Source organism: Actinoplanes oblitus, from assembly GCF_030252345.1.
In the GTDB taxonomy this organism is placed as follows: domain Bacteria; phylum Actinomycetota; class Actinomycetes; order Mycobacteriales; family Micromonosporaceae; genus Actinoplanes; species Actinoplanes oblitus.
The window spans coordinates 1,880,301-1,903,311 of record NZ_CP126980.1 but is presented as its reverse complement, the minus strand read 5'-3'; the positions used below and the strand labels follow the sequence as shown (position 1 = coordinate 1,903,311).

At 71.4% G+C, this 23,011-nt stretch carries 21 protein-coding genes; 6 read left to right on the top strand and 15 right to left on the bottom strand.

Translation table 11 applies throughout. The features are described from left to right. The first annotated feature begins 82 nt into the window (after positions 1–82). Positions 83–1,906: an AMP-dependent synthetase/ligase gene (locus Actob_RS08745; RefSeq protein ID WP_284919553.1), complete on the top strand. Its 1,824-nt coding sequence runs from the start codon at positions 83–85 to the stop codon at positions 1,904–1,906. Between the two features lie 291 nt (positions 1,907–2,197). On the opposite strand, the gene yczR is transcribed toward Actob_RS08745, so the two are convergent. Continuing rightward, positions 2,198–3,652: a MocR-like transcription factor YczR gene (gene yczR / locus Actob_RS08740; protein ID WP_284919552.1), complete on the bottom strand. Its 1,455-nt coding sequence runs from the start codon at positions 3,650–3,652 to the stop codon at positions 2,198–2,200. Between the two features lie 58 nt (positions 3,653–3,710). Between yczR and yczE the strand changes: the two genes are divergently transcribed. Then, entirely contained in the window at positions 3,711–4,334 is a 624-nt protein-coding gene (gene yczE, locus Actob_RS08735) for a membrane protein YczE (RefSeq protein ID WP_284919551.1), read from the top strand. 473 nt (positions 4,335–4,807) lie between these two features. Further along, positions 4,808–5,236 (top strand): hypothetical protein, encoded by a 429-nt coding sequence (locus Actob_RS08730; RefSeq protein ID WP_284919550.1) that lies wholly within the window; start codon positions 4,808–4,810, stop codon positions 5,234–5,236. A 397-nt stretch (positions 5,237–5,633) separates the two neighbouring features. Here Actob_RS08730 and hisF read toward each other — a convergent pair whose 3' ends face one another. The 7 genes from hisF to hisD all read right to left on the bottom strand — a co-directional run bounded on the left by hisF (position 5,634) and on the right by hisD (position 11,425). Beyond that, complete coding sequence (gene hisF / locus Actob_RS08725) at positions 5,634–6,395, bottom strand: imidazole glycerol phosphate synthase subunit HisF (RefSeq protein ID WP_284919549.1); 762 nt, start codon at positions 6,393–6,395, stop codon at positions 5,634–5,636. Positions 6,396–6,595: 200 nt separating this feature from the next. Beyond that, a complete protein-coding gene (priA, locus tag Actob_RS08720) occupies positions 6,596–7,318 on the bottom strand; it encodes a bifunctional 1-(5-phosphoribosyl)-5-((5-phosphoribosylamino)methylideneamino)imidazole-4-carboxamide isomerase/phosphoribosylanthranilate isomerase PriA (RefSeq protein ID WP_284919548.1) in 723 nt (240 codons plus the stop codon). Between the two features lie 176 nt (positions 7,319–7,494). Continuing rightward, the gene (locus tag Actob_RS08715) at positions 7,495–7,815 is read right to left on the bottom strand and encodes a hypothetical protein (protein WP_284919547.1); all 321 of its coding nucleotides are present in this window, start codon (positions 7,813–7,815) and stop codon (positions 7,495–7,497) included. Further along, positions 7,812–8,432 (bottom strand): imidazole glycerol phosphate synthase subunit HisH, encoded by a 621-nt coding sequence (gene hisH / locus Actob_RS08710; protein ID WP_284919546.1) that lies wholly within the window; start codon positions 8,430–8,432, stop codon positions 7,812–7,814. The genes Actob_RS08715 and hisH overlap by 4 nt, the downstream gene beginning before the upstream one ends. Position 8,433: 1 nt before the next feature. Then, on the bottom strand, positions 8,434–9,045 hold the full coding sequence (hisB, locus tag Actob_RS08705) for an imidazoleglycerol-phosphate dehydratase HisB (RefSeq protein WP_111648744.1): 612 nt from the start codon (positions 9,043–9,045) through the stop codon (positions 8,434–8,436). Next, a complete protein-coding gene (locus Actob_RS08700; protein ID WP_284919545.1) occupies positions 9,042–10,118 on the bottom strand; it encodes a histidinol-phosphate transaminase in 1,077 nt (358 codons plus the stop codon). The genes hisB and Actob_RS08700 overlap by 4 nt, the downstream gene beginning before the upstream one ends. Then, positions 10,115–11,425 (bottom strand): histidinol dehydrogenase, encoded by a 1,311-nt coding sequence (hisD, locus tag Actob_RS08695; RefSeq protein WP_284919544.1) that lies wholly within the window; start codon positions 11,423–11,425, stop codon positions 10,115–10,117. The genes Actob_RS08700 and hisD overlap by 4 nt, the downstream gene beginning before the upstream one ends. A gap of 149 nt (positions 11,426–11,574) precedes the next feature. Here hisD and Actob_RS08690 point away from each other — a divergent pair, with 149 nt between their 5' ends. The 3 genes from Actob_RS08690 to Actob_RS08680 all read left to right on the top strand — a co-directional run bounded on the left by Actob_RS08690 (position 11,575) and on the right by Actob_RS08680 (position 13,589). After that, the gene (locus tag Actob_RS08690) at positions 11,575–12,408 is read left to right on the top strand and encodes a MerR family transcriptional regulator (protein WP_284919543.1); all 834 of its coding nucleotides are present in this window, start codon (positions 11,575–11,577) and stop codon (positions 12,406–12,408) included. Between the two features lie 31 nt (positions 12,409–12,439). Continuing rightward, positions 12,440–12,820, top strand: a complete 381-nt coding sequence (locus tag Actob_RS08685) for a VOC family protein (protein WP_284919542.1) — start codon at positions 12,440–12,442, stop codon at positions 12,818–12,820. Positions 12,821–12,881: 61 nt separating this feature from the next. Then, the gene (locus Actob_RS08680; protein ID WP_284919541.1) at positions 12,882–13,589 is read left to right on the top strand and encodes an LON peptidase substrate-binding domain-containing protein; all 708 of its coding nucleotides are present in this window, start codon (positions 12,882–12,884) and stop codon (positions 13,587–13,589) included. Here Actob_RS08680 and Actob_RS08675 read toward each other — a convergent pair. The 7 genes from Actob_RS08675 to Actob_RS08645 all read right to left on the bottom strand — a co-directional run bounded on the left by Actob_RS08675 (position 13,504) and on the right by Actob_RS08645 (position 22,503). Continuing rightward, positions 13,504–14,235 carry a hypothetical protein gene (locus Actob_RS08675; protein WP_284919540.1) on the bottom strand — a complete coding sequence of 244 codons (732 nt, stop codon included), beginning with the start codon at positions 14,233–14,235 and terminating at the stop codon, positions 13,504–13,506. The genes Actob_RS08680 and Actob_RS08675 overlap by 86 nt on opposite strands. Before the next feature lie 87 nt (positions 14,236–14,322). Continuing rightward, a complete protein-coding gene (gene dnaE / locus Actob_RS08670) occupies positions 14,323–17,856 on the bottom strand; it encodes a DNA polymerase III subunit alpha (protein ID WP_284919539.1) in 3,534 nt (1,177 codons plus the stop codon). 36 nt (positions 17,857–17,892) lie between these two features. After that, on the bottom strand, positions 17,893–19,353 hold the full coding sequence (locus Actob_RS08665; protein ID WP_284919538.1) for a MinD/ParA family ATP-binding protein: 1,461 nt from the start codon (positions 19,351–19,353) through the stop codon (positions 17,893–17,895). Between the two features lie 184 nt (positions 19,354–19,537). Next, positions 19,538–20,548 (bottom strand): hypothetical protein, encoded by a 1,011-nt coding sequence (locus Actob_RS08660; protein WP_284919537.1) that lies wholly within the window; start codon positions 20,546–20,548, stop codon positions 19,538–19,540. Positions 20,549–20,570: 22 nt separating this feature from the next. Next, complete coding sequence (locus Actob_RS08655; protein WP_284919536.1) at positions 20,571–21,500, bottom strand: RluA family pseudouridine synthase; 930 nt, start codon at positions 21,498–21,500, stop codon at positions 20,571–20,573. Then, a complete protein-coding gene (gene lspA, locus Actob_RS08650; RefSeq protein ID WP_284919535.1) occupies positions 21,497–22,108 on the bottom strand; it encodes a signal peptidase II in 612 nt (203 codons plus the stop codon). The genes Actob_RS08655 and lspA overlap by 4 nt, the downstream gene beginning before the upstream one ends. Continuing rightward, complete coding sequence (locus tag Actob_RS08645; protein ID WP_284919534.1) at positions 22,081–22,503, bottom strand: TraR/DksA family transcriptional regulator; 423 nt, start codon at positions 22,501–22,503, stop codon at positions 22,081–22,083. Before Actob_RS08645 ends, lspA begins: the two co-directional genes overlap by 28 nt. Positions 22,504–23,011: the final 508 nt, after the last annotated feature.

Genomic DNA, 23,011 nt, shown 5'->3' with positions numbered 1-23,011 from the left:
CTCTAGCCGTGTCACCGCCACCGCATTACTGTGCGGTAACAACGACGTTACGTCCCCCTGTTCAGGTTTAAGGCGGCACCTGATGGCTCTTGAGGTTCCCTACCGGTCGATCCCGGACATGCTCTTCCAGCGCGTGGCGAAAACGCCGGACGCTCAGGCGTTCGCCGGTCCGGACGCGAGTGACACCGGCATGGAGTGGCTGACCTGGCGCCAGGTGGGCGAGCGCACCAAGGCCATCGCGGCCGGCCTGCGTGAGCTCGGCATCGGGCTGGAGGACCGGGTGGCGATCCTGTCCAGCACCCGCCTGGAGTGGATCCTGGCCGATCTCGGCATCAACGTGGCCGGCGCGGCCGCCACCACCGTCTACCCGACCACCGAGCCGGAGGACACCGCGTTCATCGTGGCCGACTCCGGGTCGAAGGTGCTGATCGCGGAGAACCCGAAGCAGGCGCTGAAGCTCGCCGGCGCGGAGACCAGCCTCACCAAGGTGGTGCTGATCGAGGGCCCGGCCGACGCCGGTGCCACCCCGCCGCAGATCACCCTGGCCGAGTTGGAGGAGCTGGGCGCCGCCGCGCTGCGCCGCGAGCCCACCATGATCGACGACGTGGTCGCCAAGCTGACCCCGGAGCACATCGCCACGCTCATCTACACCTCCGGCACCACCGGCCGGCCCAAGGGCGTCGAGCTGCTGCACCGCGGCTGGACCTGGGAGGGCGTCGCGCAGAACGACCTGGGCCTGTTCTCCCCGCAGGACCTGCACTACCTCTGGCTGCCGATGTCGCACGCCTTCGGCAAGACGCTGCTCTGCGGCATCCTGCACGTCGGCGTACCGACCTACGTCGACGGCCGGGTGGACAAGCTGATCGACAAGCTCGCGGTGATCCGGCCGACGCTGATGTGCGCCCCGCCGCGGATCTTCGAGAAGGTCTACAACAAGACCGTGACCAGCGGCCTGGCCGGCTCCGGCCTGAAGCCGAAGATCTTCTCCTGGGCGGTCGCCACCGGCAAGCGGAAGGTGGCGCTGGAGCAGGCCGGCAAGCCGGTCCCGGCCACCCTCAAGGCGCAGTACGCGATCGCCGAGCGCCTGGTCTTCGCCAAGCTGCAGGACAAGCTCGGCGGCAACCTGCGGGTCCTGGTCAGCGGCTCGGCCGCGCTCAGCCGCGACATCGCCGAGTTCTTCGCCGCGGCGAACCTGCCGATCCTGGAGGGCTACGGCATGACCGAGGCCTCCGCGGCGAACTTCGTGAACCGCAACGGCCGCCTCAAGATCGGCACGGTCGGCGAGGCGATCGGCGATCTCGAGGTCCGCATCGACACCGACGGTGAGGTGCTGCTGCGCGGCGCCCCGGTGATGCGCGGCTACCACAACCTGCCGGAGGCCACCAAGGAGGCGTTCACCGACGACGGCTTCCTGCGCACCGGCGACATCGGCGAGCTCGACGAGAACGGCTACCTGAAGATCACCGACCGCAAGAAGGACCTGGTCAAGACGTCCGGCGGCAAGTTCATCGCGCCGAGCGCCATCGAGGGCGCGTTCAAGGCGGTGTGCCCCTACACCTCGCAGGCGATCGTCATCGGCCAGTCCCGCAACTTCGTCACCATGCTGATCGCGCTGGACGAGGAAGCGATCATGACGTGGGCCGAGGGCGGGCCGCTGGCCGGCAAGAGCTACGCCGAGATCGTCGCCGCCCCGGAGACGCACGCCCTGGTCGAGGGCTACCTCGCCGAGCTCAACGGCAAGCTCAACCGGTGGGAGACGGTCAAGAAGTTCAGCATCCTGCCGCGCGACCTGAGCATCGAGGCGGGCGAGGTCACCCCGTCCATGAAGATCAAGCGGCGCAGCGTCGAGACGAACTTCGCCGCGCAGATCGACGAGATGTACAAGGGGAGCCTCGCGCAGATCTAGTTCACCGAAGGCCGCTTTCCCTCGGGGAGGCGGCCTTCCGTGTCCCCGGGATCGGCCTTCAAGATCAAGAGCTTTGCTGACTCGGGCCGCGCTGATCACTGATCGTCGCTCCCGCCAGGGACCCTTCCGGGCCGGGCTGGCCGCTGCGCGTCCAGAACGCCCGGCCCGCAAGGGCGACGTCCGCGGGTGGTAACGGAAACCCCGGCGTGGTGACCGCGAACCCTGAGCGGCCGCTAGCTGCCCGTGTTTCGGAGTCCGACCGGGGCTGCGGCCGGACTCCGAAGCACGGGGCTAGGCGATCACGGCGGGGGTGCGCCAGGCCGGCCGGGCCACCCGGTCCAGGTCGTGGCGCACCGACGCGATCCGGCGCACCGCCTCCACCAGGTCGTCCGCGGCCAGCGTGAACGGCAGCCGCAGGAACCGCTCCAGGGTCCCGTCCAGCCCGAACCGCGGCCCGGGCGCGAGCCGCACCCCGACGTCCTCGGCGGCCCGGGACAGCGCGCTGGAGATCGGCCCGTCCAGCTCCGCCCAGAGCGTCACCCCACCGCCGGGCACCACGAACCGCCACTCCGGCAACTGCTCCCGCAACGCGGTGACCAGCGCGTCCCGCCGGAAGCGCAACTGCGCGCGGCGCGCCTCGACGATCGTCCCCGCCTGACTGAGCAGGTGCACCGCGACCAGTTGCTCCAGCACCGGGCTGGCCATGTCCACGCCGACCCGGATCGCGGCCAGCCGCTGCACCATCGGGGCGGACGCGCGCACCCAGCCGATCCGCAGCCCACCCCAGTACGCCTTGCTCATCCCGCCGATCGACATCACCCGGGAGTGCCTGTCGAAGACCGCCACCGGCGGCGGCATCGCCGGATCGTCCAGCGGCAGGTCCACGAACGACTCGTCGATCACCAGGTCGGTGCCGCCGGCGTGCGCCGCGGCCACCAGCCGCTCACGCAGCTCGACAGGCATCAGGTGGCCCGTCGGATTGTGGAACTCGGGAATCATGTAGGCCAGCCGGGGCCGGGTCTGCCGCAGCGCGCCGAGCAGCATCTCGCCGTCCCAGCCGGTCGCGGTGTCCAGCCCGTGCGTGCTGATCCGGGCCCGCCGGGCGGAGAGCGCCGCCAGCGCGTTCGGATAGGTGGGCGTCTCCACCAGGACCGGCGCGCCGGCCGGCACGGAGAGCCGGAGCACCAGGTCGAGCGCCTGCTGGGTGCCGCTGGTGATCAGGATCTGCTCGGCCGAGGTGGGCACCCCGCGGGCCGTGTAGCTGTCCGCGACCGCCGCGCGCAGCTCGGCCAGGCCGGTCGGGTGGTAGCCGGCGCTGCCCAGATAGCGCGGCAGGTCGTCGGCGGCGGCCCGGGCGGCCGGCACGAGTTCCACCGGGGCGGCCGAGGCGGCCACCCCCATGTCGATCATGTCGAGGTCGTCGTTGGCGGTCCACAGGCCGGAGGTGGCCACTCGGTGCCCGTTCGGCAGGGTGGTCCAGCTGCCGGCGCCGCGCCGGCTGGTCAGGTGGCCGGTCTCCCGCAGCGCCCGGTACGCCGCCGACACCGTGGTGCGGCTCACCGCCAGCGCCTCGGCCAGCTCGCGCTCGGCGGGCAACCGCACCCCCAGCGCCAGTCGCCCGTCGGCGAGCAGCCCGCGCACCGCGGCGGCCAGCGCCGCGTAGTCAGGGCTCCGGTGCCGACCCGGCAAAGAATGCCACCGGCCCAGCAATCGGGCCAATTGGTCTCCACGCACCGACGTCGTCATAGCCACCTCCCGAGGATTGGCACTTTAACACCGTCGAATTGGCATCGAGAGTGGCAGCATGAACCTGGTACGTCGCGTTCCCCAGCTCCTGCTCGGCCTGATCCTCTACGGCGCCAGCATGGCCCTGATGATCGAGTCCGGGCTCGGGCTCACCCCGTGGGACGTGTTCCACCAGGGTCTCGCCGAGGTGACCGGGGTCAGCTTCGGCTGGATCGTGCTGCTGGTCGGCATCCCGGTGCTGCTGCTCTGGATCCCGCTGCGGCAGCGGCCGGGCGTCGGCACCATCGCGAACGTACTGGTGATCGGTTTCACAGCGGACGCCGTGCTGGCCCTGCTGCCGGCCGGCACGTCACTCCCCTACCGGATCGGTGACCTGATCGCCGGCATTCTGCTGAACGGTTTCGCGACCGGCCTCTACATCGGCAGCCGGATGGGCGCCGGCCCGCGGGACGGCTTGATGACCGGCCTGGCGCGCCGCTTCCCCAAGGTGTCACTACGCGTGATCCGCACCGGCATCGAACTGCTCGTGCTGATCGCCGGCTTCCTGCTCGGCGGCACCGTGGGACTCGGCACCATCGCGTACGCCCTGGCCATCGGACCGCTGGCGCACCTGTTCCTCCCGTACCTGACGGTCCCCGAACCCACCCGCGCCGGGCCTGTCGACGCCGTACCCGCACACTGAACCAGCCCCGCTCCCGGGCCCGCGCCAGGCCCTTCGGCGCTGTAGCCGCGCACTAGACCAGTCCACTCCCGGACCCACGCCAGGCCCTTCGGCGCTGTAGCCGCGCACTAGACCAGTCCACTCCCGGACCCACGCCAGGCTCACCGGCGCGGGTCCGCCCACAGGACGACCCGTACCGATCGCACCGGCGGACGCCCATCCACCGCCGGCCGGGTATCTCCCCTCCCGGCTCCGCGCCCATCCCCGTACCCAGCACCGATGCGGTGCGCCGGCACATGACCCCTGGCAGCGATTCCGGCAGCGGGCGCGTGGCGCACGCCGGTGCGGTGCCCGCACATTGGGACAGACCGACCCCGATACGCGCCCTATGCCGCTTACACCGGCATAAATCGCTTTTTGTCGACCGGGGTCACCTGGTGATCATCCGGACACATTCGCTTCCCGACATGACGGCGGCACGGCATCATTGCGGCATGGGGGTCGGCGGCTGGAGTTGGAACGACGCGTGGATCTTCGTCTCCGCGGTCATCGCCGAGCGCCTGGAGCGGGACAGGGCGCTGCACGCCGCCCTGCCGGTGACCGGAGCGACGCTCGCCGATCTGCTGGCCGCCGCCGATTTCCTGCACCACAGCGTGCCGGCCCGCGCCGACCTGGAGGAGTCCGTCCGCCGCCTGGCCGGCGCCGGTCTGATCACCGTGACCGACGACGTCATCGAGGTGGCCCCCGCCGGTGAACAGCTCTGGCGCACCCGCCCGTTCAGCGGCCTCTCCTCCGCCGTCATGACGTTGCAGGCCCAGCTCAACCGCGCCGCCGAGCCGGGTTACACCGACTGGTCCCTCACCGAGACCGCCTACAACGCCGCCGTCCGCGAATACAGCCTCCGCCTGGCCGACGGCCGCTGACCCCGGCTCCCGGCGCCCCAGAGGGCTCTCAACCGCGCCACCCTGTCCCCGCCGCGCCGCCGATCCCTGCCGCGCCATTGATCGCCGCAGCGCCACCTTGTTCCCGCCGCGCGACCGGTCACGGCCGCACCACTAATCACTGCAGCGCCAACGATCGCTGCCGCACCACTAATCACCGCAGCGCCACGTTGTTCCCGCTGCGCCACCGGTCCCTGCGGCGCCATTGATCGCCGCCGGGCCACCGTGTTTCCGCCGGGCCACCATGTTCCCGCCGCGCCACGTTGTTCCCGCCGGGCCGAGCGGCTGGCAAGAGCGCTGCGGCCCGAGCGCGGGCAAACGCCTCGCTCGGCGGGGCGGGGCTGATGGCGTCTGGTCGAGGGGCGTACCGAAAGAAGAGTCAGCGCACCGGGCTGCCAGCGGCCCGCAGCGTTTCCTTCACCTGGCCGATGGTGAGGTCGCCGAAGTGGAAGACGCTGGCGGCGAGGACCGCGTCGGCGCCCGCCGCGACGGCTGGCGGGAAGTGCTCGACAGCCCCCGCACCGCCGCTGGCGATCACCGGGATGTCGACGACGGCGCGGACCGCGCGGATCAGCTCCAGATCGAAACCGGACTTCGTGCCGTCGGCGTCCATCGAGTTCAGCAGGATCTCGCCGGCGCCGAGCGAGGCCACCCGGGCCGCCCACTCGACAGCGTCGAGGCCGGCGCTGCGGCGTCCGCCGTGCGTGGTGACCTCCCAGCCGGACGGCTGGCCGGCGGCGCGGCGCACGTCCAGCGAGAGGACCAGCACCTGGTTACCGAAGCGCTCGGCGATTTCGCTGATCAGCTCCGGACGGTTGATGGCGGCTGTGTTCACACCGACCTTGTCCGCGCCGGCCCGCAGCAGCACGTCCACATCGGCCACCGAGCGGACGCCGCCGCCGACGGTGAGCGGGATGAAGACCGTCTCGGCGGTGCGGCGGACCACGTCGAGCATGGTGCCGCGGTCGTCGGAGGAGGCGGTCACGTCGAGGAAGGTCAGCTCGTCGGCGCCTGCCGCGTCATAGGCGGCGGCCAGCTCGACCGGATCGCCGGCGTCCCGGAGGTCGACGAAATTGACGCCCTTGACCACCCGCCCGGCGTCCACGTCGAGACAGGGGATAACACGCACCGCGACCGTCATGCACCCACCCTAACCACCCGGTCCGGCCGAATCCGGCGGGCCCTGACCAGTCCCAGATGCGGCGTGCACCGGCTCGCCGCCGAGCAGCGCCACCGGCGAACCAGCACCGCGGGAAGGGGCGCGGTCGCGACGAAGGCGATGCCCCGACCGCCGCGACGGCGGCGGCCGGGGTGATGTCATCCGGCCGGCGGCACCGGCGATTACTTCTTCAGGACCTCGAGGGCCTCACGCACGGTGAAGGCGCCGGCGTACAGCGCCTTGCCGGCGATCACTCCCTCCACGCCGACCGGCTCCAGGGTGGCCAGGGCGCGCAGGTCGTCCAGGGTGGAGACGCCGCCGCTGGCGATCACCGGCTTGTCGGTGGCGGCGCAGACCTCACGCAGCAGGTCGAGGTTCGGCCCGCGCATGGTGCCGTCCTTGGTGATGTCGGTGACCACGTAACGCGAGGCGCCGGCCTTGTCCAGGCGGGCCAGGACCTCGTAGAGGTCACCGCCGTCCCGGGTCCAGCCGCGCGCCGCCAGGGTGCGGCCGCGCACGTCCAGGCCGATGGCGACGCGGTCGCCGTACTCCGCGCAGATCCGGTCGCACCACTCCGGGTCCTCCAGGGCGGCGGTGCCGATGTTGACCCGCTGCGCCCCGGTCGCGAGGGCCCGGGTGAGCGACTCGTCGTCCCGGATGCCACCGGAGATCTCCACCTTGACGTCGAGACGACGGACCACGTCGGCGAGCAGCTCGGCGTTGGACCCGCGGCCGAACGCGGCGTCCAGGTCGACCAGGTGGATCCACTCGGCGCCGTCGTTCTGCCAGGCCAGCGCGGCCTCCAGGGGATCGCCGTAGGCGGTCTCCGAGCCGGCGGCGCCCTGGACCAGGCGGACCGCCTGGCCGTCCGCGACATCGACGGCGGGCAGCAGTTGCAGGGTCACTATCTATCTCCTACTTCGATTAGCGACGGCCTCCGTTGGCGACGGCTTCGATTAGCGACGGCCTCCGTTGGCGACGACTTCTATCAGCGACGGCCTCTGTTGACGACGGCCTCTGTTGACGACGATTTCTGTTAGCGACGATTTCTATGGGCGACGGCTTCTATGGGCGGCGGCTTCTATGGGCGGCGGCCGAGCACCACGACCACGAGAGCGGGAGCGGCCAGGACGAGCAGGACGGTGAGCAGGATGCGCAGTGCCGTCTCCGGGATGAACAGCCAGACCGCGGCGATGGCGAGCAGCGGGACGATCAGGATGCCGGCCCGCTGGCGCCGGCTGCGGTGATAGAGCCGGCCGTCGCTGCCGATTCTGGGCGGCGTGAGCTTCCGCAGAACCGCACGGCGACGCTGCCGCCGGGCCACCCGGCGGGCCCGGACGGCCTTCTCCCGTTCCAGGACGGCGAGCCGCTCGGCCCGTCGCCGCGCGCGTTCCTTACTCATCGGAGCGTGGCGACCCAGTTGCTGAGCAGCGCGTATCCGGCGTCGGCCGACTTCTCCGGGTGGAACTGGGCGGTGCTCAGCGCGCCGAGCTCCACCACTGCCGCGAACGGCTCGTCGTGGGCGGCGGTGGTCACGGCGGCCTCCTTCAGAAGATCGAGATCACGGGCCGCGTACGAGTGGACGAAGTAGAACCGGGTGTCGGTGGCAAGCCCGGCGAGCAGCTTCGACCCGGCCGGCACGGTGACCGTGTTCCACCCCATGTGCGGGATCCGCTCGGCCCGCAGCCGGGTGACCGAGCCGGGCAGCAGGCCCAGCCCTTTCGTCTCCACCCCGTGCTCGACCCCGGACTCGAACATGACCTGCATGCCCACGCAGATACCGAGCACCGGGCGGCCGGCCGCGACCCGCTCGGCGATCACCGGCCCGGCACCCAGCTCGTTGATGCCGGCCATGCAGGCGGCGTAGGCGCCGACGCCCGGGACGACCAGGCCGTCGGCCGCCGCGGCCCGGTCGAGGTCGCTGGTCACGGTGACGTCCACCCCGGTACGCGCCACCGCCCGCTCCGCCGAGCGCAGGTTCCCCGAGCCGTAGTCGAGGATCACCACGTTTGCCGTCATCTCAGAGCACGCCCTTGGTGGAGGGCAGCGAGCCCGCGTTGCGCGGATCGATCTCCACGGCCTCGCGCAGCGCCCGGGAGAACGCCTTGAACTGGGCCTCCACCACGTGGTGCGCGTCCGGGTGACCGCCCGGCCGGCAGGCGCGCAGCACGTCCACGTGCAGTGTCACCTTGGCCGCGTGGCCGAACGCCTCGAAGATGTGCCGGGTCATGCTCGTCGCGTAGACCGGCCCGATGTACGGCGTGAGCAGCGGCTCGTCGTGCACCACGTACGGCCGGCCGGACAGGTCGACGGCGGCCCGGACCAGCACCTCGTCCATCGGGATGGTGGCCGAGCCGTACCGCCGGATGCCCCGCTTGTCGCCGAGCGCCTGGGCGAACGCCTCGCCCAGCGCGATGGCGGTGTCCTCGATGGTGTGGTGCGAGTCGATCTCCAGGTCGCCCTCGGTCCGCACCGTCAGGTCGAACCCGCCGTGCTTGGCGAGCTGGTTGAGCATGTGGTCGTAGAAGCCGACACCGGTGCTCAAGTCGCCCTTGCCGGTGCCGTCGAGGTCGATCTCGACGAGCACCTTGGTCTCGTTGGTGACGCGGTCAATCCGCCCGGTACGGCTCACGAAAGGATCTCCTCAGCGGCATCAAGGAATGCGGAAGTCTCGGATGCGGTGCCGGCGGTGACCCGCAGCCAGCCGGCCAGGCCCACGTCGCGGATCAGCACCCCGCGGTCGAGGAACTGCTGCCAGGCGGCCTTCTGGTCCGGCTGGGTCCGGAACAGCACGAAGTTGGCGTCGCTGTCGGCGACCCGCACCCCACGGGCCCGGAGCACCTCGACGATCCGGTCACGCTGTTCCTTGATCGCCTCGACGGTCCTCAGCAGCGACGCCCGGTGCACCACCGCCGCCTTGGCGGCGGCCTGGCTGATCGCGGACAGGTGGTAGGGCAGGCGGACCAGCTGGACCGCGTCCACCACTGCCGGGTCGGCGGCGAGATAGCCCAGCCGGCCACCGGCGAAGCCGAACGCCTTGCTCATCGTCCGGCTCACCACCAGGCGCGGGTGGCCGGGCAGCAGGGTCAGCGCGCTCGGCGTGCCGGGACGGGCGAACTCGGTGTACGCCTCGTCCACGATCACCATGCCCCGCGCGGCCGCCAGCACCGCGTCGATCACCGCCGGGTCCAGCGCGGTGCCGGTCGGGTTGTTCGGTGAGCAGAGGAAGACCAGGTCCGGGTCGTGTCTCTCGATCTCGGCGACCGCCCGGTCCGGGTCGAGGCCGAAATCCGGGTCGCGGAGGGCGCCGATCCACCGGGTCCCGGTGCCCTGCGCCAGCAGCGGGTGCATCGAGTAGGACGGGCCGAAGCCCAGGGCCGACCGGCCCGGCCCGCCGAACGCCTGGAGCAGCTGCTGCTGCACCTCGTTGGAACCGTTCGCCGCCCAGACGTTGGCGGTGGTGAGGCCGTGGCCGAGGTACCCGGCGAGCTCGGTGCGCAGGCCGATCACGTCCCGGTCGGGATAGCGGTTGAGGTCGCGCAGCTCGGCCTGGACGGCCTTGCCGATCGCCTCCACCACGTCGTCCGGCACCGGGTACGAGTTCTCGTTGGTGTTCAGCCGCACCGGGACGTCCAGTTGCGGGGCGCCGTAGGGCGTTTTACCCCGCAGGTCGTCCCGGATCGGCAGCTCGTCGATCGTCGTCACTGAGCGAACCTGGCCTTCACCGCGTCGCCGTGCGCCGGCAGGTCCTCCGCGTTGGCCAGCGCCACCACGTGGCCGGCCACGTCGCGCAGCGCCGCCTCGTCGTACTCGATCACGTGGATGCCGCGCAGGAACGACTGCACGGACAGCCCGGACGAGTGCCGCGCGCAGCCCCCGGTCGGCAGCACGTGGTTGGAGCCGGCCGCGTAGTCGCCCAGCGACACCGGCGACCAGGCGCCCACGAAGATGGCGCCGGCGTTGCGGACCCGCATGGCCCACTCCCGCGCGTCCCGTGTCTGGATCTCCAGGTGCTCGGCGGCGTAGGCATCCACCACGGCGAGACCCTGCTCCAGGTCGTCGACCAGCACCACACCGGACTGCTCACCGGTCAGCGCGGTGCGCACCCGCTCCTCGTGCTTGGTCGTGGCGACCTGCACGGCCAGCTCGGCCTCGACCGCGTCGGCGAGCGCCGTCGAGTCGGTGACCAGCACGCTCGCCGCCAGCGGGTCGTGCTCGGCCTGGCTGATCAGGTCGGCGGCGACGTGCCGCGGGTCGGCGGTCTCGTCGGCCAGGATGGCGATCTCGGTGGGACCGGCCTCGGCGTCGATGCCGACCACGCCGCGCAGCAGCCGCTTGGCGGCGGTGACCCAGATGTTGCCCGGCCCGGTGATCACGTCGACCGGCTCACAGCGGTCGGCCTCGTCGACGCCGTCCGAGCCGTGACCCAGCATGGCGATCGCCTGGGCGCCGCCCACCCCGTAGACCTCGGTGACGCCGAGCAGGGCACACGCGGCGAGCACCCGGGAGTCGGGCAGGCCCCCGTTCTCCGGCTGCGGCGGGCTGGCCACCACCAGGCCCTCGACGCCGGCCTCCTGGGCGGGCACCACGTTCATCACCACGGTGGACGGGTAGACGGCGAGGCCGCCGGGCACGTAGAGCCCGACGCGACGGACCGGCACCCAGCGCTCGGTGACCGTGCCACCGTCGACCACCTTGGTGGTGGTGTCGGTGCGGCGCTGGTCGGCGTGCACCTTGCGGGCCCGCGTGATCGCCTCGAGCAGGGCGGCGCGGACCGCCGGGTCGAGCGTCTCGGCCGCGGCCGTGATCGCCTCGGCGGGCACCCGCAGGCGCTCCAGCTCGACCCCGTCGAATCGCCGCGTCGCCTCCCGGATCGCGCTGAACCCATGCTGATGGACCGCCTCGACAACGGGACGAATCCTCTCGACGGCCACGGAGACGTCGAGCTGGGCACGGGGCAGCAGACCGCGCGGGTCCCGGCGGGAGCCGCGCAGGTCGATCCGATTCAGCACGGGAACAGTCTAGGCGGCCACGCCGGCGGTCTCACCGCCACGAGGCCGCGGCCCAGGCGTTGAGACGCGCAGATCACCATTTCTCCTCCACGATCTTCCGGCCCGGCGCCGCTTGACTCTCCCGCTGCGGGAGGGTGAAGGCTGTCCGGGTGGCAGAGTTACTGACTGTTGGCGAGTTCTCCCGGCTGACCCATCTGACGGTCAAGGCCTTGCGGCACTACCACGACGCCGGCGTCCTGGAGCCGGCGCTGGTCGATCCGTCGACGGGCTACCGCTACTACACGGCGGATCAGGTGGAGCTGGCGCAGTTGGTGCGCCGGCTGCGCGAGGTCCGGATGCCGGTCGCCGGCGTACGGCGGGTGGTGTCGGCGGCCGACCCGCAGTCCCGGGACGCGTTGATCGCCGACCACCTGGACGTGCTGCGGCGCGAGCTGACGGCGACCGCGGCGGCCGTCGGGTCGTTGCGGGCACTGCTGACCGGCGGTGCCGCCGCCGCTGAGCTGACCATCCGGCACGCCGCGGAACAGCAATGCCTGATGATCGACGGTCACGTCGATCAGGACAGCCTCACGCCGTGGTGCGAGATGGCCTACCCGTCGCTGTACGCCGTGGCCGGCCGGTGGGGTCTCACGCCGGGCGGGCCGTGCGGTGCCCTGTACGCCTTCGAGTGGTTCCAAGCCGGTGGCCGGGTGACGGCGTTCCTGCCGGTCACCGCGTCCGGGGCCGGCGAGCGCGCCGGGAGTCCGGACGCCGGCGGGGTGCGGTGGGGTGTGCTGCCCGCCCAGCGGCTGGCGGTCGCCGTGCACGCGGGGCCGTGCGCCGACCTGGATCGCACCTACGGCGCCCTGGGCCGGCAGGTACTCGACCGCGGCATCGGGGCCACCGGGCCGGTCCGCGAGCTCTATCTGGTCACGTCCGCCGACACCGATGACCCGGCCCAGCTGCGGACGGAGGTGTGCTGGCCGGTCACCCCGTCGTCCTGAACCCCGTCGATCTCCAGTAAGGAAAAATCTGATGCCCCTGTCCATCGCCCAGATCGTCATCGACTGCGCCGACGCCCAGAAACTGGCCACGTTCTGGGCGCAGGCCCTGGATCGTCAGGTCGACCCGGATGCCAGTCCGGACTTCGCCACCATCGGTCACGGCGCCGCGTCCACCGGCAGCGCTCCGGCGCTGATGTTCATCAAGGTGCCCGAGCCCAAGCGGGGCAAGAACCGGCTGCACTTCGATCTGGCCGCTCGTCAGGTGCCGGACTGGCGGACCGAGGTCGACCGGCTGCTCACCCTCGGCGCCACCCGCGTCGACGAGCACCAGGCGTTCGGCTGGCACTGGATCACCATGCGTGACCCGGAGGGCAACGAATTCGACCTCGGCGCCGGCGCCGCCACCGCATAGTCGCGGACCGCACCGCCCGGCGCTGGGTTGACCAAGGTCAGCGGACGACTAGGCTGAACCCGTGAGCGATCGGCTGCCGGTCTTCCCGCTGAGCACGGTGCTCTTCCCCGGTCTGGTGCTGCCCCTGCACATCTTCGAGGAGCGTTATCGCGCTCTGGTGCGGGAGCTGGCCGCCCAGCCGGCCGAGCCGCCGAGCGAGTTCGGCGTGGTCACCCTCCGGCACGGCAGCGAGGTCGCGCCGGAGCCCGGCGACGGCCCCGCCCCGCCGCCCGACCCGGTCGGCGCCGCCGACCTGTTCGAGGTGGGCTGCACCGCCGAGCTGCGCCACGTGTCCGAGCTGCCCGACGGCCGGTTCGACATCATGACGGTGGGCCGGCGCCGGTTCCGGATCCTCGACGTCGAGCAGGGCTCCGAGCCCTATCTGACCGCCCGGGTCGAGTGGCTGCCCGACGACGAGTCACCCGACCAGACCGCCGAGCTGCTGAAACCCCGTGTGCTCACGGCCTTCCAGCAGTACCTGGAGCTGCTCCGGCCGAACGCGGAGATCCTCGATCAGGTGCCGGACGATGCCACGGTGTTGTCCCACCTGGTCGCCGCCACCGCCCAGCTCACCCTGGAGGAGCGGCACTCGCTGCTGGCCGCGCCGGACACCACCGCCCGGCTGCGCGCCGAGCTGCGGCTGCTCAACCGCGAGGCTGGTCTGCTGGCCCGGGTGCGGGCGGTGCCGGTGCCGCTGTCGGATCTGGCCCGGCCGGCCAGCCCGAACTGAACGGGTCGGCGCCGATCGGCCGCTGCTCCTCGATCGGCCCGTACTGCCCGTGGTTGGGCCCGTAACCGGGCTGCGCGCCCGGATGGTCGAGGTCCGGGTCGTTGGACCAGCCGGCCAGCAGGGTCAGCACGATCGCCGCCACGAAGGCCGGCACCAGCGTCGGCCCGAGCGAGTGCACCTCGGGCGGCGCCAGGTAGGTCGCGCCCTGGGTGGCGGTGGCCCGCCACTGCTCGTAGGCGTCCTTGCCGATCAGCTCGCCGATCGGGACCGCGATCCAGTGGGTGCCCACACCGGCCCCCAGCACCACGCCGAGCAGCAGCGCCGGCCCGCGGTCGCGGCGCATCAGCAGCCAGGCGGTGATCGCCACGAGCAGGCCGAAGCCGATCCCGAGCAGGGTGAGCCAGCCGTCCGCGGCGATGTACTGCTCCGGGGACGGGTCGTTGACCACGATGCCGCTGTCACCCGCGTCGATCACCGGCACGCTCGGCGCGAGCGCGTGCCAGAGCAGCCCGAACGGCGCGCCGAGCACGGTGACCACGGCGGCCGCGCCGGCTCCGACGGCCACCGACCGGCGCCACGGCCGGCGGCTGCTCTGCGACAACCGCCACCACGGCGGGCCGGCCGCCGGCTGGTCCGCCAGCGCCATGGGAGAAGGCGGCATGGGTGGCGGCGCCACGGGCGGGGTCGACTCCTCTGGTTGCACCCTCTGATCCTTCCAGATCCGGCCGCGAGGTCAGGCGACGGCCGCCGGGCCGAGGATCATCTTGAGGTCGGCGCGCAGCGCGGGCGTCGCGGCGACCCGGGCCGCCACCAGCCGGATGACTGTGGTGCGTTTCCCGTTCTGCAGGTGGACGTGCACCTCGGTGTCGCCCGGGTGGCCGGACAGGATGTCCTTGAGCTCGTCGACCAGCGGCGGCGTGACCCGGGTGATCGGCATGGTGAGCACCACCGGCTTGCTGTCCGGGTTGTGCGAGACATCGGGGATGGACATGTCCATCGCCATGATCCGCGGGGTGTCGTCGCGCCGGTCCACCCGGCCCTTGACCACCACGATGGCGTCCTCGGCGATGTACTGCCCGACCAGCTCGTAGGTGTTCGGGAAGAACAACGTCTCGACACCGCCGGCCAGGTCCTCGACGGTGGCCGACGCCCACGCCCGGCCCTGCTTGGTGATCCGGCGCTGGACGCCGGTGAGGATGCCGGCGATCGTGACGATCTGACCGTCCTGGACCGAGCCCTCCTCGTTGAGCGCGGCGATGCTGGTGTCCGCGTTGCTCTGCAACACCTGCTCCAGGCCGGCGAGCGGATGGTCGGAGACGTAGAGGCCGAGCATCTCGCGCTCGAAGGTCAGCTTGTCCCGCTTGTCCCACTCGCTGTCGCCGATGGTCGGCATGGCGACGGTTGCCGACGCGCCGCCGACCTCGTCGCCGAACGCGCCGAACAGGTCGAACTGGCCGGCCGCCTCGTTCCGCTTGACCCCGGCGTACGCGTCGATCGCCTCGGCGTGCACGGCGAGCAGGCCCTTGCGGGTGTGCCCCATCGAGTCGAACGCGCCCGCCTTGATCAGCGACTCGATGGTCCGCTTGTTGCAGGCCACCGCGTCCACCTTGGACAAGAAGTCGTAGAAGTCGGTGTACTCGCCTTTCTCCTTGCGGCACCGGGCGATCGCCTCCACCACGTTGCCGCCGACGTTGCGCACCGCGCCGAGGCCGAACCGGATGTCCTTGCCGACCGGGGTGAACGGGCCGGCCGACTGGTTCACGTCCGGCGGCAGCACCTGGATGCCCATCCGGCGGCACTCGGCGAGATAGACGGCCATCTTGTCCTTGTCGTCGCCGACGCTGGTGAGCAGACCGGCCATGTACTCGGCCGGGTAGTGCGCCTTGAGGTAGGCCGTCCAGTAGGACACCAGGCCGTACGCCGCGGAGTGCGCCTTGTTGAACGCGTAACCGGCGAACGGCACCAGCACGTCCCACACCGCCTGGATCGCCTCGTCGGAGTACCCGTGCTCGCGGCAGCCGTCGCGGAACGGGATGAACTCCTTGTCGAGGATCTCCTTCTTCTTCTTACCCATCGCGCGGCGCAGCAGGTCGGCCTGGCCGAGGCTGTAGCCGGCGAGGATCTGCGCGGCGCGCTGCACCTGCTCCTGGTAGACGATCAGGCCGTACGTCGGTTCCAGGATCTCCCGCAGCGGCTCCTCCAGCTCCGGGTGGATCGGGGTGATCTCCTGGAGCTTGTTCTTGCGCAGCGCGTAGTTGGTGTGCGAGTCGACGCCCATCGGGCCGGGCCGGTACAGCGCCAGCACGGCGGAGATGTCCTCGAAGTTGTCCGGTTTCATCAGCCGCAGCAGCGACCGCATCGGCCCGCCGTCGAGCTGGAACACGCCCAGCGTGTCACCACGGGCGAGCAGCTCGTAGGCGGCCTTGTCGTCCAGCGGCAGCGCCAGCAGGTCGAGCGGCTCACCGTGGTTGATCTCGATGTTCTTGTTGGCGTCGTCGATGATCGTCAGGTTCCGCAGGCCCAGGAAGTCCATCTTCAGCAGGCCGAGCGTCTCGCAGGTCGGGTAGTCGAACTGCGTGATGATGACGCCGTCGCTGGCCCGGCGCATCAGCGGGATGTGGTCGATGATCGGCTCGGCGCTCATGATGACGCCGGCGGCGTGCACGCCGGTCTGCCGGATCAGGCCCTCGATGCCGCGCGCGGTGTCGATCACCTTCTTGACGTCCGGGTCGGTCTCGTAGAGCGAGCGGATCTCACCGGCCTCGTTGTACCGCTTGTGCTCCTTGTCGAAGATGCCCTCGAGCGGGATGCCCTTGCCCATCACGTCCGGCGGCATCGCCTTGGTGATCCGGTCACCGACGGCGAACGGGTAGCCGAGCACCCGGGCCGAGTCCTTGATCGCGGCCTTCGCCTTGATCGTGCCGAACGTGGCGATCTGGGCGACCTTGTCGTCGCCCCACTTCTCGGTCACGTACCTGATGACCTCGCCGCGCCGGCGCTCGTCGAAGTCGATGTCGACATCCGGCATCGAGATGCGCTCCGGGTTGAGGAACCGCTCGAAGATCAGGCCGTGCGGCAGCGGGTCCAGGTCGGTGATGCCCATGGCGTACGCGATGAGCGAGCCGGCCGCCGAGCCACGGCCCGGGCCCACCGCGATGCCGTTCCGCTTCGCCCACTGGATGAAGTCGGCGACCACCAGGAAGTACGCCGGGAAGCCCATGCTGATGATCACGCCGAGTTCGTACTCCGCCTGCGTGACGTGGGTGTCCGGGATCCCGTCCGGGAAGCGTTTGCGCAGGCCCTCGAAGGCGACCTGCCGGAAGTACTCCTCCTCGGTCATCCCGTCCGGGATGGGGAACCGGGGCATCAGGTTCTTGAACGTGAACATCCCGTCGATGTCCACCTTCTCGGCCACCAGCAGCGTGTTGCGGCAGCCCTCCTGCCAGGCCTCGGAGGAGTCGACGGCGCGCATCTGCTCGGCCGACTTGACGAAGTAGCCGTTGCCGTCGAAGCGGAACCTGTTCGGGTCGGCGATGTTGCTGCCGGTCTGCACGCAGAGCAGCACGTCGTGCGCCTCGGCCTGCGCCTCGAAGGTGTAGTGCGAGTCGTTGGTGACCAGCGGCGGGATGCCCAGTTTCCGGCCGATCTCCAGCAGGCCGTCGCGGACCCGCTTCTCGATCGACAGGCCGTGGTCCATGATCTCGAGGAAGTAGTGATCCTTCCCGAGCGCCTCCTGGTACATCGCCGCCGACTTGAGCGCCTCGTCGAACTGGCCCAGCCGCAGCCGGGTCTGCACCGCGCCGGACGGGCAGCCGGTGGTGCCCATGATGCCCTCGGCGTGCTCCGCGATGATGTCGAAGTCCATCCGCGGGTACTTGCCGAGCTGGCCCTCGATGGAGGCCCGCGAGTTGAGCCGGAAAAGGTTCTTCAGGCCGACCGCGTTGCGCGCCCACATGGTCATGTGGGTATACGCACCGTTACCGGAGACGTCGTCGCTCTTCTGCTCCGGGCGGCCCCACTTGACCCGGCTCTTGTTCAGCCGCGAGTCCGGCGCGACGTAGGCCTCGACACCGATGAGCGGGGTGATCCCGGCGGCCTTGGACTGCGTGTACATCTCGTAGGCGCCGTGCATGTTGCCGTGGTCGGTGATCGCGGCGGCCGGCATCCCGAGCCGTTTGGCCTCGCTGATGAGTTCCTTGACCCGGGCCGCTCCGTCGAGCATCGAATACTCGGTGTGAACGTGCAGATGCACGAACGAGTCGGACACCCGGGACCCCCTCTTCTGTTGGCGAGACCGATCAGCCTACTCCGCGAACGGCTCCAGCATCACCGACGCGGCGCGCAGCCAAGCCTGCCGCGTCTCGGGTTGCAGGTCCCCGTACTCGATCGAGGAACCCACCTCCAGTGCCGGATCGTAGGGCACCACGGCGACCGCGCGGGTACGCGTCGCGAAGTGCTTCTTGAAGTCCTCCAGCAGCGGCAGCGCACCCGGCGAGGGACACGAGATCAACGTCACGGCGTTCGCCACCATGTCGCCCATCCCGCTCTCCTCCAGCACGTCGAGCATCCAGTCGGCGGTGAACGCGGCGTCCTCCCGGGGCACCGTGGTGATCACCAGCTGGTCGGCCATCCGCATGACCGTCTGCCAGTTCACGCTCTCCACGTTGTTGCCGGTGTCCACGCAGATCACGTCGTGGGTCCGGCGCAGCAGGTCGGTCACCCGGCGCACGGTGGCCTGGTCCAGACGCTGGGCGAACCGGGGGTTCTCCTCGCCGGCCAGCACGTCGTACGACCCGTCGGAGGCGTGCCGCAGATAGGCGTCGAGCTCCTGCAGCAGCGCGTCGCCGTGCAGTCCCTCGATCCGCTCCAGATCGGTCAGCAGGTGCTTGATCGTCCGGGCGTGCCGGGCACTGCCGGCCCGCAGCCCGAGCGTGCCGCGCAGCTCGTTGTCGTCCCAGGCGAGCACGCCGCGCCCGCGGACACTGCCGATGGTGGCCGCGGCCAGCACTGTCGCGGTGGTCTTGTGCACGCCGCCCTTGGGGTTGGCGAACGCCAGCACCCGGGGCTGCCCGAGCTTGCGCCGCATGACGCCGACGGCCCGCTCCGTGCCGTCGTCGGGGCGGGTCTGCCGCCACTCGATCCGAGCGCCCGCCGGCGCCGACGGCACGGCCGGGGCCGGCTGCGCCATCGGGGCGGGCGCGGGTGGTGGGGACACCGGCTGCGGCGCCACCGGCGCGGGCGCGGCCGGCGGCGCCGGGGCCGGCGCGTAGGCCTGCGGGTAGGCGGGTGGCGGATAACCGTTCGGTGCCGGATAGCCGGGTGCCGGCGGGTACGCCCCCCGCACCGGCGGGGCGGGCGGCGGCGGGGCGGGCTGCGGCGAGCGCGGCGCCGGCTCGAAGAAGCTGTGCTGCGGTGGCTCCGGCCGGGCCTGCCAGCGCGGGTCCAGCGGATTGATCGGGCGCTGCGGCATCGGGCGCGGCACCTCGGCGCGCGGATCCGGCTCCGCGGCGCGGCGCTGCCCGTCATAGCCCGGCCGGCTGTCCAGCTCGTACCCCTGGCGGCTGTCCAGCGGATTCACCGGGCGAGCCGGCCCGCGGGTCGGCAGCGGCTGCTGGCCCCACTGCTGCGGGAGCGCCGCGGGTTCCGGTTTCGGCTCCTCGGCGGGCTCGTCGGCGCGGTGACCATGCCGGGCACGGTCGAGCAGAGCCCGCCAGCGCGGGGCTGGTTCCGCAGGCCGGCCCCAGCCGGTCTCGGTCCCGTCCACGGCTTGTCCTTTCTGCGCCTACCCGACGTCGTTCTCCGGCGAGGGGTTCTCGCCATGACAGGCTACGGACGAGAACCCTATGCGGGCCACCGACCGTGCGCCCATCCCCCTGTCGTTCTTGATCACATGACGGCACGCTGGTCATGCACGTGCATCCGCCCGAACGTTCTGTTAGACGGAAAAACTAACGTCCTGGTTCGGCGCCGGATGCTCCGGAAGACGCGCCGGATGTGTCGCGAGCGGCGCTCGCTTCCGCCTCCGAGGGTACGTCAAGCAGCTCCGCTGACGACCCGGCGACGGCCGGCGCCGATGAGACCCCGCGACCGGATGAGGCAGAAGTCACAGTGGCACCGATCGACGACGGTAACCGTCCCGGCGAGGCCGGCGCAACGCTCGGCACCGCGGTGGGCACGGGCGGTGCCGACGGCTCGGCGGAGACCGTTCCGTGCTCCTCCGGCAGCGGCGGCCGGAACTCGGTGCGGTCCAGGCTGCGCACCTCCGGGGCCGGGTCGACGGCCCGCACGCCGGGTCGGGACGCGATGCCGTCGAGCGCCACCGGAGTGCCGCGGACCACTGCCGCGAACACACAGGCACACCCTTCCCGGTACGCCGCCGCCTCCAGCGCCGCGGTGCGGGCCGCGTTCCGGTACGTCTGCCGCAGCCGTTGCTCGCGACGCCCGTCACCGGTCAGCGACCGCTCCAGCCGCGAGTAGTCGGCCTGCTCCCGATCACGCACCAGGGCCGCGTCGAGCATCCCGGCGGTCACGTCGCCGGGCATCGTGTACACCGGGATCAGCGACACCTGGGTCCGGGCGTCGGGCAGCGGCACCCGCGCGTACACCTGGGCCACCGTCACGTCGGCGAGCATCGCCGGCAGCCGGGCCGGCGCCGTGTACCGGGCCAGGCTGACCAGCGCCCAGGTCTCCCCGGCGACCGGACCGGACGGGTCGGTCAGCATGGCCAGCTCACGCCGGGCGGAGTCCAGGTAACCGCCGACCGACTGGCCCTCGACCACCCCGACCCGGACGACGTCGCCCGGGTCCTCGCCGGACGGGCCACCGGGGCGGCCGGCCCAGGCGACGGCGAGGACCAGCGCGACGGTGGCGGTGAGCGCCACCCCGGTCATGATCTGCAACCGGAGCGAGCCGCCCCCGAACCTGACGAGGACCGCTCGCAGCCGATGCGCGGGGCCCACGGTGATCACTCCAGAGGAAAGGTCAGCCGGCGTCCTGCAGGACGTCCAGCGCGTATTTCAGGTCGTCCGGGTAGTCGCTGACGAACCGCACCTCGTCGTGCGTCCGCGGGTGCAGGAAGGCCAGCTCCCGGGCGTGCAGCCACTGCCGGTTGAGCTTCAGCCGGGCGGCCAGGGTGGGATCCGCGCCGTAGGTGAGATCACCGACGCACGGGTGCCGCAGCGCCGAGAAGTGCACCCGGATCTGGTGGGTGCGGCCGGTCTCCAGCCGCACGTCGACCAGGCTGGCGGCGCGGAACGCCTCCAGCGTGTCGTAGTGCGTGACGCTCGGTTTGCCGCCGGACATCACCGCGAACTTGTAGTCGGCAGTCGGGTGCCTGTCGATCGGCGCGTCGACGGTGCCCCGCAGCGGGTCCAGGTGGCCCTGCACCACGGCGTGGTAGCGCTTCTCCACCTCGCGCTCCTTGAACGCCCGCTTCAGCACGCTGTAGGCCATCTCGGACTTGGCGACCACCATCAGGCCGGTGGTGCCGACGTCGAGGCGGTGCACGATGCCCTGCCGCTCGGCGGCGCCGCTGGTCGCCACGTTCTGCCCCATCGCGGCGAGCCCGCTGACCACTGTCGGCCCGGTCCAGCCGGGACTCGGGTGGGCGGCCACCCCGACCGGCTTGTCCACCACCACGATGTCGTCGTCGCTGTAGATCACGCCCAGCCCGTGCACCGGCTCGGCGACCAGGACCGGCGCGGAGACCGGCGGCGGCAGGGTCACCTCGAGCCACGAGCCCGCCGCCACCTTGTCCGATTTCGGCCGGGGGATGCCGTCCACCAGCGCGTCACCGGCCTCGACCAGGGTCGCAGCGGCCGTCCGGGACAGCCCGAACAACCGGGAGACCGCCTGGTCCAGCCGCATCCCGTCGAGCCCGTCCGGCACCGGAAGAGATCGCGTGTCACTCATGCCGTCTCCTCCGTCCCGGTGGCGCTCTCGGTGGCACCCTCGGGTTTCTTGTCAGCTCTGCCCTTCAACCGGCTGCCGTCCCGCTGCCGGCCGGTCAGCTCCAGGATCACCGCGAGGCAGACGCCGACGGTCAGGCAACTGTCCGCGATGTTGAAGACCGCGAACCTCTCCCCGTTCGGCGCGAACGCGCTGATCATGTCGACCACGTGCCCCTGGAACGGGCCGGGCGCCCGGAACAGCCGATCGGTCAGGTTACCCAGCGCGCCGCCGAGCACCAGGCCGAGCGCGACCGCCCAGGGCACCGAGCGCAGCTTCGTCGCCATCCAGCCGATCCAGCCGATCACCACCAGCGTGATCACCGGGAAGATCCAGGTGTACGCGCTGCCGAAGCTGAACGCCGCGCCGCCGTTGCGCAGCAGCGAGAGATAGATCAGGCCACCGAGAATCCGGACCGGTTCGTTCGGATCCAGGTTCTCGGTGGAGAGATGCTTCACCCATTGGTCGAGCGCCACCGCGACCAGCGCGGTGGCGCCCAGCACCGCGACGGCGCGCGGGGTGAAACGGGAGGCCTTGTCGGCGTTCAGCGTCTTTCCTCCAACTGCTTGCAAGAGACACAGAGAGTCGCGGACGGGAAGGCGGCCAGCCGCTCCACCGGGATCTGGTTACCGCACTTCTCGCACCAACCGTAGTTGCCCTGCCCGAGGCGCTCGATGGCACGCTCCACCTGTGTGATCCGCTCGAGCAGGTTGTTGGCCAGCGTGATCTCCTGCTCCCGCTCGAACGTCTTGGTGCCGGTGTCGGCCTGGTCGTCCCCGGCCGAGTCGGCGAGCCGCTCGCGTGAGAGCTCGGTGATCGCACTGAGCGCCTGATCGTACTCGGCCTGCAGCTCGTTGAGCCGCGCCACCAGAGCTTCCCTGATCTCCGCGGTCTCCGACGTGGAGCGGGTCCGCCCGGAGGCGGCCCCACCGCTCGAAGCGGCCCGGATGTCGGTTGCCTTGGCCATCATCGCTCCCTCGGCCGCGCCCGGCGCGGCGATCAGCGGTCCTGAGGAACCGTCGGCCTCCCGGCCCGCCCGGTCCTCCTGTCTTCCCCCGTGCGGTTACCTCTTGCGTTTCCGACCCCACCGGCCGGGGCCGGCCCCACCGCCACCCGCGTCCCCGGCACCGCTCCGGCGGACCACCACGCTCCGGCCCGAGCGTGGTCCGCACCCCGGAACCGCCCCGACGAACCGGCACGCTCCACGAGTGCGACCGCGTCTCCATCCCGGCCGTCCTGCCCCACCTGCAGAAATGGCGCGGCTTGGGGAACGCCGCGCACTCCGGAGGCTGGCAAGGATACGGAACGTGAGATGCCCCGACAACCTGTCGATCCACCCGCACCCGACAAACCGGCACGAACACTCCGGCCGCTCGTCGGATACACGACGATACACCCGGAGTCACTCCGGCATCACCGCTTGTCACTCCACGCCAGGCTTCCGCGTCGCCGCCGCGCCCCGCGCTCCGAGCCGG